Source organism: Cohnella sp., from assembly GCF_041641335.1.
GTDB lineage: Bacteria > Bacillota > Bacilli > Paenibacillales > Paenibacillaceae > Cohnella.
Window position 1 is genome coordinate 13,907 of sequence record NZ_JBEPYQ010000098.1, and the last position, 13,771, is coordinate 27,677.

Annotated in this window: 13 protein-coding genes; 4 read left to right on the forward strand and 9 right to left on the reverse strand. The window is 57.5% G+C overall.

All coding sequences use genetic code 11. The features are described 5' to 3' along the window. The first annotated feature begins 98 nt into the window (after window positions 1-98). Window positions 99-1,889, forward strand: coding sequence for an oligoendopeptidase F (gene pepF / locus ACESLM_RS25095; protein WP_372635905.1), 1,791 nt, complete (start codon window positions 99-101; stop codon window positions 1,887-1,889). Between the two features lie 214 nt (window positions 1,890-2,103). Here pepF and ACESLM_RS25100 read toward each other — a convergent pair whose 3' ends face one another. From ACESLM_RS25100 to ACESLM_RS25115, 4 genes are all read right to left on the reverse strand, one after another. Then, complete coding sequence (locus ACESLM_RS25100) at window positions 2,104-2,619, reverse strand: DNA-deoxyinosine glycosylase (RefSeq protein ID WP_372635864.1); 516 nt, start codon at window positions 2,617-2,619, stop codon at window positions 2,104-2,106. A gap of 133 nt (window positions 2,620-2,752) precedes the next feature. Beyond that, window positions 2,753-3,583, reverse strand: a complete 831-nt coding sequence (locus tag ACESLM_RS25105; protein ID WP_372635867.1) for a carbohydrate ABC transporter permease — start codon at window positions 3,581-3,583, stop codon at window positions 2,753-2,755. Beyond that, window positions 3,583-4,464: a carbohydrate ABC transporter permease gene (locus tag ACESLM_RS25110; protein WP_094041765.1), complete on the reverse strand. Its 882-nt coding sequence runs from the start codon at window positions 4,462-4,464 to the stop codon at window positions 3,583-3,585. Before ACESLM_RS25110 ends, ACESLM_RS25105 begins: the two co-directional genes overlap by 1 nt. Before the next feature lie 76 nt (window positions 4,465-4,540). Beyond that, entirely contained in the window at window positions 4,541-5,935 is a 1,395-nt protein-coding gene (locus ACESLM_RS25115; RefSeq protein WP_372635871.1) for an extracellular solute-binding protein, read from the reverse strand. Window positions 5,936-6,183: 248 nt separating this feature from the next. On the opposite strand from ACESLM_RS25115, the gene ACESLM_RS25120 reads away from it, so the two are divergent. From ACESLM_RS25120 to ACESLM_RS25130, 3 genes are all read left to right on the forward strand, one after another. Continuing rightward, on the forward strand, window positions 6,184-6,906 hold the full coding sequence (locus ACESLM_RS25120; protein ID WP_372635873.1) for an MBL fold metallo-hydrolase: 723 nt from the start codon (window positions 6,184-6,186) through the stop codon (window positions 6,904-6,906). Then, window positions 6,903-7,466, forward strand: coding sequence for a TetR-like C-terminal domain-containing protein (locus ACESLM_RS25125; protein ID WP_372635876.1), 564 nt, complete (start codon window positions 6,903-6,905; stop codon window positions 7,464-7,466). Before ACESLM_RS25120 ends, ACESLM_RS25125 begins: the two co-directional genes overlap by 4 nt. Window positions 7,467-7,869: 403 nt before the next feature. Next, a complete protein-coding gene (locus ACESLM_RS25130; protein WP_372635879.1) occupies window positions 7,870-8,997 on the forward strand; it encodes an HD domain-containing phosphohydrolase in 1,128 nt (375 codons plus the stop codon). 52 nt (window positions 8,998-9,049) lie between these two features. On the opposite strand, the gene ACESLM_RS25135 is transcribed toward ACESLM_RS25130, so the two are convergent. The 5 genes from ACESLM_RS25135 to ACESLM_RS25155 all read right to left on the reverse strand — a co-directional run. Continuing rightward, window positions 9,050-9,703 (reverse strand): fumarylacetoacetate hydrolase family protein, encoded by a 654-nt coding sequence (locus ACESLM_RS25135; RefSeq protein WP_372635882.1) that lies wholly within the window; start codon window positions 9,701-9,703, stop codon window positions 9,050-9,052. Between the two features lies 1 nt (window position 9,704). After that, window positions 9,705-10,463 (reverse strand): glycerophosphodiester phosphodiesterase, encoded by a 759-nt coding sequence (locus tag ACESLM_RS25140; RefSeq protein WP_372635884.1) that lies wholly within the window; start codon window positions 10,461-10,463, stop codon window positions 9,705-9,707. A gap of 64 nt (window positions 10,464-10,527) precedes the next feature. Beyond that, the gene (locus ACESLM_RS25145; protein WP_372635887.1) at window positions 10,528-11,775 is read right to left on the reverse strand and encodes a CapA family protein; all 1,248 of its coding nucleotides are present in this window, start codon (window positions 11,773-11,775) and stop codon (window positions 10,528-10,530) included. Between the two features lie 106 nt (window positions 11,776-11,881). Then, window positions 11,882-13,471, reverse strand: a complete 1,590-nt coding sequence (nagZ, locus tag ACESLM_RS25150; RefSeq protein ID WP_372635890.1) for a beta-N-acetylhexosaminidase — start codon at window positions 13,469-13,471, stop codon at window positions 11,882-11,884. Window positions 13,472-13,483: 12 nt separating this feature from the next. Continuing rightward, a partial coding sequence (locus ACESLM_RS25155; protein WP_372635893.1) for a helix-turn-helix transcriptional regulator occupies window positions 13,484-13,771 on the reverse strand: 288 nt, incomplete at its 5' end.

The following is a 13,771-nucleotide window of genomic DNA, read 5'->3' on the forward strand; positions in this document are numbered from 1 at the left end:
TCGTCCTGCCGCTGACCGCGTCGGTCGCGGTCCTGTCTTTGCTGTGCACCGCCGTCTCGGCCGATTACGATCCATCATTCAGGAGGTTGAATATGTCCATGAAACAAGTCGCCGTCAGATCCGAAGTGCCTCAGGAGCACCGCTGGAAGCTCGAGGACCTGTATTCGAACGAGCAAGCCTGGGATGCAGAGTACAGTCAAGTCAAGAAGCTGATCGGCGAAATCGCCGGCTACCAGGGCAAGCTGAAGGACGCCGACGCCATCGCCCGCTGTTTTGCGCTCGACGACGAAATCTCCCTGCTGACCGAACGTCTCTACGTGTACGCGAACATGCGCCATCACGAAGACATGGCCGCTCCCAAGTATCAAGCGCTGTCCGACAAATCCAAGAAGCTCGGCGTGGAAGTCGGCGAAGCGACTTCGTTCATCACGCCCGAAATTCTCAGCCTGTCCGAGGGCCAGCTCACCGAGCTGATCGCCGATTCGTCGCTGGCCAAATACAAGCGCTCGCTGGAAGAGATGCTTCGCCAGAAGCCCCATACGCTCTCCAAGAACGAAGAAGCGCTGCTGGCCCAAGTCGGCAACGTATCGCAAGCGCCGGGCACGATCTTCGGCATGCTGAACAACGCGGATCTGAAATTCCCCAAGATCAAGAACGAGCAAGGCGAAGAAGTCGAGCTGACGCACGGCCGCTACATTCAGTTTCTGGAGAGCAAAAACCGGGACGTCAGACGGGAAGCCTTCCAAGCGATGTACGACACGTACGGCAAATGGCGCAACACGCTGGCCGCGACCTTGAACGCCAATGTGACGAAAAACCAGTTTTACGCCAAAGCCCGGAATTATCCTTCCGCCCTGGAAATGTCGCTGTTCGGGGACAACATCCCGCAATCGGTCTACGACAACCTGATCTCGACGATTCACGAATTTTTGCCGCTGATGCACCGCTACATGGAGCTGCGCAAGAAGCTGCTTAAGCTGGACGAATTACATATGTACGATCTGTTCGCTCCGCTTGTCGAAGAGTTCGACCTGAACATCACCTACGAGGAAGCGAAGAAAACGGTGTACGACAGCCTTGCGCCGCTCGGCGACAACTATCGCAAAGTGCTGCAAGAAGGCTTCGACGGAGGCTGGATCGACATCTACGAGAACCAGGGCAAGCGCAGCGGCGCGTACAGCTGGGGCGCCTACGGCACGCACCCGTACGTTCTGCTCAACCATAACGACAACCTGAACAGCATGTTCACGCTCACGCACGAGATGGGCCACGCCCTTCACTCGTACTTCTCGGACGAGAGCAACGAGTACCGCGACGCGCAGTACACGATCTTCCTGGCCGAGGTCGCTTCCACGCTGAACGAAGCGCTGCTGATGGACTATCTGCTGGGCAAGTCGACCGATCCGAAGGAAAAAATGTACCTGCTCACCTATTACGCCGATCAATTCCGCACGACGGTGTTCCGTCAGACGATGTTCGCGGAGTTCGAGAGAATCATTCATGCGAAAGCGGAGCAGGGCGAAGCGCTGACGCCTCAAGAGCTCAGCTCGATCTACTACGACTTGAACGTGAAATACTACGGCGAGGGCATGGTCGTCGACAAGGACATCGAGATGGAGTGGGCGCGCATTCCCCATTTCTACACGAGCTTCTACGTCTTCAAGTACGCGACCGGCTTCTCTGCGGCGACGAGCTTCGCGAAGCAGATTCTCGACGAAGGCCAGCCCGCCGTCGACCGTTATCTCGGCTTCCTGAGAAGCGGCGGGAAAGACTACTCGATCAACATTCTGAAGAAGGCCGGCGTCGACATGTCTTCGCCGGAGCCGATTCGCCAGGCGATGAGCGTGTTCGAAGGCCTGATCGAGCAGATGGAGCAACTGACGAAATAACGAAGGGCCGATCAATAAGCGTTACAAGTTGCTATGAAAGATAATCGACGCTAAAGGTGCAAGGGGTATGTACCTCCCTCCGATGCTATACGCTCCTGAACTCTGAATGGGTAAACCCGTTAATAGGTGATTTCAGGAGCGTATGAGGCAGTCTCCGGGAGGCACATACCCCTTTCTTTAAGTATCGATTATCTTAAGCAACTCCGCTTGCAGATCAGCCCTTTTCTCCTATTTCCAACAGTCGCTTCCAAGCTTCCAGACGGTCTTCCAGCCCCCGATAATCCCGCGTCGGAATCGGGCTTGTCGACGGCAGCCGCAGCAGCTCCCGCTTGCGAACCTCGGGATGTTCGCCGAAATGCTTGTTCAGTTCCGAGAACGACTTCGTGCCGTTGCAGACGATCGCGCGCACGTTCGGGTAAGCGGCCAGCAGGCCCGGGATATCGTTCGGAATCGCCTCCCGGATTTCGCTGTCCAAGCTGCCCTTCCGCTCGCAGCTGGCGATCGTATCCCACAGAGCGACGCCGCTGCGGAGCGCGAACGCGATCCGACTGTCGTAGCTCTCGTCGGGCTCTCCCCCGTCGCCGAACAAAGCGTATAAAATCCGCCACATGTAATTGCGGGGATTCCAGTAGTACCGGTGAGCCTTGAGCGACGCGGCGCCCGGCATGCTGCCCAGAACGAGCATTGTGCAGCCTTCGTCGATGATCGGCGGGAACGAATGAACGATCACGGTCCGCCCTCCTTTCCTGTGCCGATATTCTCCCCTCATCATAAGCCGCATACGCCAAAAAGCGCAAATCCCCCGAGGAAGATTTGCGCCGGGTCCTGCCGCAGCCGAAGCCTGTCCGGCGTTTCGCAAGGAATCAGCCTTTGACGCTGCCCGCGGTCAGACCTTCGATGATGGTCCGCTGCAGGAACGCGTAGATCACGATGATCGGAGCCACGCTGATGACGACGCCCGTAAATACGAGCGGGTAACTCGTCTGGAATGCGTCGCGGAAACCGACCATCCCGGTAGGAAGCGTCTTGAGCGCGTCTTTGCTGATAAAGAAGTTCGCGAGTAAGTACTCGTTCCAGTTGCCGAGCAAGTTGATGATGAAGACAGTCACGAGAGCCGGCATTGTCAAAGGCACAATAATCAGGATGAACGAGCGGACGACTCCGAGTCCGTCCACGATCGCCGCTTCTTCCATCTCGGACGGGATCGCCTTCATGAAGGCGACGATCAGCAGTACGCTGAACGGAAGCGCGCCGGCCGTATAGGGCAAATACAGCGCCCAGTGCGTATCGAGCAGTCCCAGCTTCTGAATGAGAATGTATTGCGCGATGAACAAGACGTTCCCGGGAATCAGCATGCCAAGCAAAATGAACTGGTAGATCGCTTTGCTGACCTTGACGATTCTCATACGGGCAAGGGCATAAGCCGTCGCCGCCGCGATAAGAATCGAGGATACCGCCGAACCGACCGCCAAGTACGCGCTGTTGAAGAAGTACTTGCTGATTTTCGCTTGGCTCCAGGCGTCCGCGTAGTTGTCGAATGCCATCTGCACCGGGAACCCGAACGGAGCGTTAACGATCTGGTCGTTCGATTCCTTCAAGGACGAGAACACGACAAATACGAACGGGAACAAAATGACGAAGACGTAGACGAGCAGCACCAGATGGGGCAAGATCTTTTTGATGACTTTTGGCATTAGTACTCGATCCTTTCCTGCCGTCTGGCAAATACGATTTGGTAGATCGCCGTCAGCAACAAGGCAATCACGAAGATCATAATCGAAAGGGCGGTACCGTAACCGTATTGACCGTATCTAAGCGCTTTGTTAACCATATACGAGGCCATAACCTCGGTCGCACCCGCAGGTCCGCCGTTCGTCATGACGAGTACGATGTCGACGACGCGCATCGCGCCGGCGATCGAAAGCATAACCACTACAGATATAACGGGCATAATGAGCGGCGTCGTAATCCGGTAAGCTCTCTGGAATCCCGTAGCTCCGTCGATCTCCGCCGCTTCGTTGATTTCTTTCGGAATAGCCAGAATGGCCGCAAGTACCAGCACGATGTAGAAACCCATCCATTGCCAGGCGTTAGTGACGAGAATGGACAGCATCGCCCATTTCGTATCCGACAGCCAGTAGATCGGCTCAAGGCCGAACCAGCCGAGGAAATTGTTGAACAATCCGATACTCGGATGATACATGAAACCCCACAAAATCCCGATAATCGAAGTCGATAGGATGGACGGAAGAAATACCGTCGTCTTATAAAATCCTTGGAGACGTTTAACCCCGCTGATGAGAAGAGAGAATAGAATAATGAGCGGCACTTGCACGAAGAGCGAAAACAAAATGAAGTACATATTGTTCTTTACGGAAATCCAGAAATCCTCGTCGTTAAAAGCTTTCACGAAGTTATCTAAACCGGTGTACTTGGCCGGCGTCAAGCCGTCCCAGTTCGTCAGCCCGTAGAAAACCGATTGAAGAACGGGATATACGAAAAACAGACCGTACAATCCGAGCGTCGGCAGGACGAAGAGCAGGTATACATATGGATTTCTCAGTGTTTTGTTCATGGTTCCCCCACCCTATGACGTGAGAGAGGCACCGCCCGCCCGGGCAGACGGCACCTCGTCGTCATCGCTATTCAGACTATTTCAATGCTGCCAGTTCCGCATCCATCGCTTTTTGAATTTCTTCAGCCGCTTTTTCCGGAGTGGCTTTGCCGGCGATCAGGTTCTGGATTTGCTTTTCGAACTCGCCGTTAACCGTACCCGGAACGAGGGAGTCGAAGTGCGGGAATACTTTGCCTGCTGCCGCGTTGGTAGCCAGAACTTGCTGCATGATCGGATTGTCGGAAGTCAGCTTGGAAGCGTCGACCTTCATGGAAGGCAACACGCCGTCTTCCTGGAATCCGCGAACTTGATACTCTTCCGTGTACAGATGTTTGATGAACGCTTTGATAGCCGCTTTTTCGTTGTCGTTCACGTCGGCGGAGAAGCCGTAGCCGTTGTTTTGGTTGTAGTTGACCGCGGATTGGTCGCCTTTGCCGCCCGGTACGGCAGGCATTGCGATGTAGCCGACTTTGCCGTTCAACGCGCCGCCTACGCCGTCCGCGTTAAACGTAGAAACTCTCCAAGTACCGTCGAACAGGAAGCCCGCTTTGCCAGCGACGAATTCGTTCGTTTGGCCCGTGTAATCGATGCCGAGCTCGCCTTTGGTGAAGTAGCCTTTGTCGACCCACTCTTTGTATTTCGCCAGAGCGGCTACGACTTCCGGCTCCGTCATTTTGCGGGAACCGTTGGCAACGCCTGCTTGAATGTCTTCGCCTGCATAACGCGGGATGAGCGTGTTCAGCAGCATGAACGGTACCCATGCGGCTTGCGAACCCATCGCGATCGGCGTAATGCCTTTGCCCTTAAGCGTCTCGAAAGCAGCTTCGAGCTCGTCGAGCGTCTTCGGAATGGCGATGCCGTTGGCATCCAGAATTTCCTTGTTGTAGAACCAGCCTTCGGAGCCGGCGCCGATCGGCAAGCCGTATACTTTGCCGTCTACGACGAAGGTCGAGTAATCCGTGAATTGCTCTTTGATTCCGAGTTCGTCGAGAATCGGAGTCAGGTCGAGCAGCTTGTTGGCGCGAGCGAATTTCTGACCGTCGCCCGGACCGCCGAACAAGTCGAAAATTTTCGGAGGGTTGCCTGCGGCCATTTCCGCAGGAAGCTTCGTCCAACGGTTAAAGCTGTCTTCTACCGCGTCCATTTCGAAGTTGGCGCCAGGAACTTCGGCTTCGGCTTTTTGCACGACTTCGTCCAGAATCGCTTTGCGGAACTTTTGCAGTTCGCCGATTTGGATGTGACGCAGGGATACGTCAAATCTCTCGACGGGAGCCGGAGAAGCGGCTTCGCTCGGGCTTGCGCTAGTGCTCGGACTTGCAGCCGGGGATGCCGACGGAGATGCGTTGTTTTCCTTGTTGCCGCCGCCGCATGCGCTCAATACCGAGGACAACACGAGAACCGAGGCCGTTACCGTAACCAGTTTCTTCTTCAATTTAGGACCCTCCCAAATGGAATATGGTTTATTCTTACACCCTTATTGTAAGTTGATTTTTGTCCAAAGTAAGGGAGTCAAACAGCTAACATAGGGATAAGATCGTCTTGAGGCGTTTGTAGATATTTTCCCCCTTTTTCGACGTTTAGCTACTTGCATACGGAATAGGTCAAAATGCCCCCTTGCCAAAAACTAATAACATTAGTTATAATATAATTAACATTAGTTTTTTTGGGGGGGCTTACGCTATGAAAACAACGACATGGGGCAACGTGTCCCAACTCATTTTTATGCCTCGTCTTTTTCCGCTTAACGCCTATCTGGTCGAAGAAGAGAACGGCGTCACGCTGATCGACGCCTGCATGCCTTTCGTCGCCAAAAGAATACGATCCGCGATCGAGTCGACCGGCAAACCGCTCGCCCGCATTCTGCTCACGCACGCTCACGAGGACCATATTGGCGCCGTTCCTTATTTGAAGACGGCCTATCCGGACGCGCAGATCGGAATTTCCCGAAGGGACGCCGCGCTCCTTAGGGGAGATCGCAGCCTGCTGCCCGGCGAAGCGCAGACTCCGATCAAGGGAGGCGTGCCGAAGCGAGCGCCTTTCGAACCCGACTTTCTGTTCGAAGACGGGGAGCGGATCGGTTCCCTTGTCGCGATCGCGACTCCGGGACATACGCCCGGACACTTCTCCTTCCTGGAAACCGGGAGCAAGGCGCTGATCGCCGGAGACGCCTTCCAGACGAAGGGCGGCTTCGCCGTATCGGGCCGTCTGCAATGGGCGTTCCCCTTCCCGGCGATGGCGACTTGGCACGCTCCGACCGCCATCGAAAGCGCGCGCAAGGTGCTGGAGCTGCGTCCCAACGTGCTTGCCGTCGGACACGGTCCCGCCTTGCTTCAGCCGGCAGCCGCGATCGAGCAAGCGATCAAAGCCGCCGAATCCGCCGCGGCAGGGAGGAATGCCGGATGAGAGCCGGAATCAAACCCGAGACGGTCATCGCGGCCTCGGCCGACATCGCCGATCGCGACGGATGGGACCAAGTTACCCTTGCTAATGTGGCCGGGTACCTGGGCATAAGGACCCCCTCGCTCTACAACCATGTAGAGGGACTGCCGGATTTACGCCAGAAGCTCGCCGTTCATGCCGTCGCTCAATTAAACGAGCGGCTTCACGATGCCGCTATCGGATACTCGGGCAAACAGGCGTTTATTGAAGTGGGTCGCTGCTACGTGCTGTTCGTGCGGGAGCACCCCGGTCTCTACGAGGCGATCAATCGCGTCGCCTCTCCGAAGCCGGAAGCGTTCGAGCAAGCTTCCGACGCCGTGCTTCATCTGTTCTTCCGCCTGCTCCGTCCTCTCGGCATCCATGAAGAAGATACGGTTCACGCCGTGCGAGGCCTGCGCAGCATGGTCCACGGCTTCGCCTCTCTCGAATCGATGGGCGGCTTTCAGATGAAGGAAGACCTGATGGAAAGCTTGGCCAAAGCGATTACTTATTATATCGATGGAATTAGCTCGGGACGTAAATGAACGACGAAGAGTGAGGCGTCTATCTCCTAAAAACAAGGGCTGCGCATAAGTCATTAGAGGGCAACAACAGAAAAGTGATCGATAAAAAGAATGGGGGATATATCTCCTGGAGAGCGAAGCGCCTGCCTCATACGGTCATGAAATAACCTTGTAACGGGTTAATCCATTCCAGATTTCATGACCGCGCTTCGGGGTCCCCGGAAAGTAATCGGAATAAGCTGCGAAGCTTCTCGTCACTTTCTGGGGTACATTGTAGCGGAAGGAGATATATCCCCCATGTTCACGAATCGATCATTTTTATTGCCCTGACTTATGGGACAGTCCCTTCGTTTTTTTCGAGAACGGCAGGATTCGACATATTTTTCACGAATATTGGAAAGGGGCGATTAAGGAGTGACGTCGCATGTATAAAAAAGAATTGAATTCCGACGATTTGTTGAAGATCATCTTCCACTATACCGCCAAAATCGCAAGCGAGCGGCAACTGAACGCCGTACTCGTGCATATGGCCGATATGGGACGCGAACTGATTTTATCCGATAGATGCACGGTATGGCTGATTGACGAGGAAAGCAAGCAGTTGTACACGACGGTGGCGCACGGCGTCGACGAAATCCGCGTTCCCTACGGGACAGGTTTCGTAGGCAGTTCGATCGTGTCCGGGGAACCGATCATTATCGAAGACGCCTATTCGGACCCGCGGCATCATTCGGAGAACGACCGCAAGACCGGCTACCGCACCAAATCGATCATTACCGTTCCGTTCCGCAATAACGACGGCAACATTATCGGAGCCTATCAGGCCGTCAACAAGCTGACCGAAATCGACCACTTCACGCCGCGGGATCTGGAGCTCCTCTCCCTGGCCGCCTCCTACGCCGGCAAATCGCTCGAGTCGGTGATGCTCCACCAGGAAATCTTCGACACGCAGCGGGAGATCATCTCCAAGATGGGCGAGGTCGGAGAAATCCGCTCCAGGGAGACCGCCAACCACGTCAAACGCGTAGCCGAATATTCCTACGTTCTCGCGATCGCGCTCGGACTGAGCCCGGCGGAAGCCGAACTGCTTCGCACCGCTTCCCCAATGCACGACATCGGCAAGGTCGCGATTCCCGACGCCATCTTGAACAAGCCCGGCAAGCTGACGCCCGAGGAGTTCGAAACGATCAAATCGCACACCGACATCGGCTATCGGCTGCTGCTCGGCTCCAAGCGCGAACTGCTGCGAGCCGCCGCCATCGTCGCCGGACAGCACCACGAGAAGTGGGACGGCAGCGGTTACCCGGACGGACGACAAGGCGAGGACATCCATATTTTCGGACGGATTACGGCCGTGGCCGACGTCTTCGACGCGCTGAGCGCGGAGCGGGTGTACAAGAAGCCTTGGCCGATGGACCGAATCGAAAGCTTCTTCCGGGAGGAGCGGGGACGGCACTTCGATCCCCGGCTCGTAGACGCTTTCTTCGCCCATCTTCCGCAGTTACTGGCCATTCGGGAACGATTGGCCGACGAAGGCGAAAGAACTGAATAGACAAATAGAGGAGCCTTCCGGTCAACGTGCCGGCAGGCTCCTCTATTCCATTTTAATGATCTATTCTCGCGACGACGCTGCCGAGGCTCTCCCCGTTCCATCTCGCGTCGAGATGATCGCCGTCGGCCAGAGCGCCCACACCGGCGGGCGTCCCGGTAAACAACAGATCTCCCCGCCCCAGCCCGTAATAGCTGCCGACGAAATCGGCCAGCGTCTGCAGGTCGAACACCATGTCGCGGACGTTGCCTCTTTGGACTTCCCGATCGTTGATCGATAGCGAGAATTCGCGGGATTCGATCTCCGCGGCTCCGGGATAGGCCAGCCAGCGTCCGAGCACCGCGGAATTGCGGAAGCCTTTGGCCGCAAGCCACGGATGCCCTTTCGCCTTCAGCTTGTCCTGCACGTCCCGCAGCGTCAGATCGAGCCCGACGGTAAACGCCGAGACCAGCTCGTCGAAGCGGATTCCCGGCTCGTACGGCGTTCCGATTGCGAATACGAGCTCCGATTCGTAATGGACGCTTCCTTGGGAACCGGGAAGGCGCAGTTCGCCGCCCGTCATCGCCGCGACGGAGTGGGTCGGCTTCGTGAAGATCATCGGGCTCGTCGGCACTTCGTTGCCCAGTTCGGCGGCATGCAGCCGATAGTTGCGTCCGACGCAATAGATGTTGCGCAGATCCTCTGTTCCCAAGCCGGCTGTTTCACTCATGTTAGTCTTCTCCTTCTATCGCCGCAAGCCAGCGGTCGGGATAATTCGTGCACAGTTGGAACGCTTCCGGACGTGCCGCCAATCTGCGCAGGTCGGAGACGGAATTGACCGTCCATGCCATCACGTCTATCGACGCTTTGGCGGTTTGCTCGAGCAGCTTCGCATTCAGATGTCGGAACCCGATCGACAGGTAAGAGCAGCCGAGCGAGACGAGCCGGTCGACGAGATCGGCAGGATTATCGTCAATGATAAGACCCATTCTCAGCGTGGGGGAATGCTTGCGCACGGCCCGTAAAATCTCGGGCTCGAACGACGTAATGACGTGCTCGCCCTCCATTCCCCGCGAACGAATGACTTCTACCGCCCGGAGAGCAAGGCGGTCGAAGTCGGAGTCGCCGCCCTTCAGCTCGATGTTCAGCCTGCACCTTCCGGCGATCAGATCGAGCACCTGCTCCAGCGCGGGAACGCCTTCCGAAGAGAAGGAGGCGTCCATCCAGCCGCCCGCGTCCAGATTCGCCAGTTGCTCCGCGGTATAATCGACGACCCGCGTTTTGCCTCCGCTTGTCGTACGCTCCAGCGTGGCGTCGTGAATGACGACGGGGACGCCGTCTTTGGACAGATGCACGTCCAGCTCCATCCACTCCACGTGCGGATACTCCAGCGCCAGCTTGAAGGCCGCCATCGTGTTCTCGGGAGCTTTGCCCGAAAAGCCGCGATGGGCGATGCACGGATGGAGCGACGCCTTCGACGGTTTGTTCATATTGCCCCTTCTCCCGTAAACGTGATATCTGAAGGGCAAATTGCGCAGCCCTTTCGCGAAGCTTTTAATTCCGTGCCACAATGGCGCCGTCCTCCCATACCGCCGCGCCGATGGACAGCGACGACAGGCGGGCCAGAAGCGCCTTCCCTTCGGCGTCTTCCATCGGGGCCGGCTGCGAGTTCTTCGCGAACATCGGGGTAAACGACAGATCGCAGCTGCCGTCGCGACGGCACTCGGCGTTCAGGATGCCGGTTTCCGACGAACGGACGCTGGTCGTCGAGAACACGAAGTTGCCAAGGCTGTACGCGATCCACTTCCCTTTGTAGCTCTCGAAGCCCTGCAGCACGTGGGGATGGCTGCCGATGACGAGATCCGCTCCCGCGTCGACGAAACGATGGGCCAGATCGGTCTGATGGGCGACCGGCCGATCATTCCTTTCTTTTCCCCAATGGACCATCACGACGACGAGATCGGCGTTTTTCTTCGCTTCCTTGATGGCGGCGGCCGCCCGATCGGGCGAATAGGCTTCCGCCACTCCCGGACGGTTTTTGTCCGCTTTCCACTCCACAACCGGAACGACCCGCGTCACGCTGACGAACGCGACGGACATTCCTTTGACCTCTATGTAGGACGGCTCGAATGCTTCCTTGTCGTCGTTGCCCGAACCCGCATGCTTCAGGCCGGCGTCGTCCAGGGCGTCCATCGTATCGCTCAGGCCCTGCCAGCCGTAATCCAGCGTATGGTTGTTGGCCAGCGACAGAAAATCGAAGCCGGCGTCCTTCACCGCCTCCAGCGCTTCGACCGTTCCGCGGAATACGTACTGCTTGTCCTCCGCCGGAGTTCCGCGAACCGTAATCGGGGCTTCCAGATTGCCGGCCGCGATGTCGGCGGCTTGCAGCAGCGCCTTCGACTCGCGGAACGGATAATCGTAGCCGTTGATTTTCATCAGCTCCAGCACTCTGGCCGCCGGCAGGATATCGCCTACGAGCGCAAGCGTTACCGTCTCTCCCCCTTCCGCATCCGCCGGCTCTGCCAACGGTTCCGTTGACGGCGAGGAGGTCTCGCCTCCCCCCGAATCGCCCGCGGAGGCCGGTTCGGACGGCTCGCCGCCCCCAGCTTGCCCGGACGGCGTTTGAGTCGCGGCCGGCGGCGACGCTTCGTTCGCCCCGTCCTGTCCCGCTTTCCAGATCACGAAAGCCGCGACGGCGAGGCAGACGAGCAGAAATCCGTTGACGGCAAGCAGCAGCTTCGTCTTCCCGCGGCGCTTTGCCTTCTTCTCGTGATGCGTTCTCGCCCGCGAATAAGTAGTCACTTCATCCGTTCCCCCTTCCCTTGCCCGTAATTATACAACATGGACAATAAAAAAACGATTTTTCCCGCCAAAGTCTGGGAGAAAAATCGTTTGGACCGTTCGTATGTCAGATCAAAATCCGCGCGTAATCGCCGATCGTTACCGGCTGCCGAGCTGTGACCGGCAGTTCTCCGGACAGCACCCGCGCCAGCGCGGTCATCATCGCCGGCTTGTTCTCGTAGACGCACAGGTAGACCGGGGCCTCCGGCACGCTCTGAAGATCGTAAGGCGTACGGCCCGCCACCCAGACGAACGAGCCATCTTCGCCCGAGCTCAGCTCGCGGATCAGCTCGGATTGCGTCTTGGAGAAAGCCGCGTCGTACGACACGAAAATCGCGCGCCGTCCAGAGCTTGCCGCCGCTCGGGCCGCCTCCGCCTCTTCCGCCGTCGGTTCGGTTCCGACCCGAACCTCCTCCACGTCGTAGCCGGCGGCGCTCAGCGCCTTGCCCAGCGTCCAATCCTGCGGAATGACCTCGATCACTTCCGTGCGGGAATGCGGCTCCGCCCAGACGACGACCGTCTTGCCTTCTTTGGAAAGCGGCAGATGCTGCCCTCCTTTGACGACTGTCACCGCCGCTTCGCTCAGCTCTCTCTGCACCTCTTCGGCCCTTGCCCGGTCCGTCTTCGGAAGCTCTCCGCCGAACAAGCCTTGCGTCTGCTTGAGGTTCCAGATCCGACGGGCGGCTTCGTCGATGCGCTCCTCCGAGATCTCTCCCGTCATGACCGCTTCCATCACCGCTTCGAGGGCGGCCGTCTGCCGCGAGATGCGATGGCTGACGAGAATGAGGTCCGCGCCCGCCTTGATCGCCTCAACCGCTCCGCGCGCGACGCCGATCGTCTCGGAAATCGCGTTCATCTCCAGGCAATCCGTTACGATCACGCCTTCGAACCCAAGCTGCTTGCGAAGCAGTCCGGTCAATATGCGCTCCGAACGCGTTGCCGGAATCGTCGGATCGGATTCAAAAGCCGGAAATACGACGTGCGCCGTCATGATCGCATCCGCTTTCCGCTCGATCGCGTAACGGAACGGGTACAGCTCCACTTCGTTCAGACGTTCGACGCCGTGAGGAACGACCGGCAGCGCATGATGCGAATCGACCGCCGTGTCGCCGTGTCCCGGAAAATGCTTGGCCACAGCCACGACGCCGCCCTCCTTGTAGCCCTGGATTGCCGCCAAGCCGAGGGTCGCCACCCGCCGCGGATCTTCTCCGTACGAACGGACTCCGATAACCGGGTTTTGCGGATTGTTGTTCACGTCCAGACAAGGCGCGAAGTTCATGTTGATGCCGATCTCGCGCAGTTCGGCGCCGGACAGCTTGGCAGCCTCGCGCGTCAGCGCTTCGCTGGCCGCCGCTCCTTGAGCCATTCCCCCCGGCATAACCGTTACGCCTTCTTCCAGACGGACGACCATGCCGCCCTCTTGGTCGATCGCGATGAAGAGCGGGTGCTCGGAAGCGTCCTGCAGCTTGGCCGACAACTCGCGAACCTGCTCTGCGTCCCGGAGATTGCGGCGGAAGTAGATAATGCCTCCCAGCCCGTAATCCCGAATCAGATTGTCGATCTCCTTCGTCGGCTCGGTCCCCTCGAATCCGCACATGAACAGCTGTCCGATCTTCTGCTTAAGCGTAAGCTCCGCAAAACCCTTGTTTGTCGTCATGATTTTCTCTCCTCATCCGTCTTGATTCGTCCATGCCGGTTTGTCCGCTCCGGACTGGTTTTGCTGCTGCTCGCGATACTCCGACGGCAGCATACCCGTATACTTGCTGAATACGCGGGTGAAATAGCGGCGTTCCGTGTATCCGACCATCTGCCCGACCTGCGTGACGCTCTTGTCGCTGAGCGCGAGCAGCGATCTGGCCATCTCCATTCTTTGCTTCGTTACGTATTCGACGAACGTCTCCCCGAAATGCTGCTTGAACAGCAGGCTGAAATAACTGCCGCTGATGCCCAAATATTC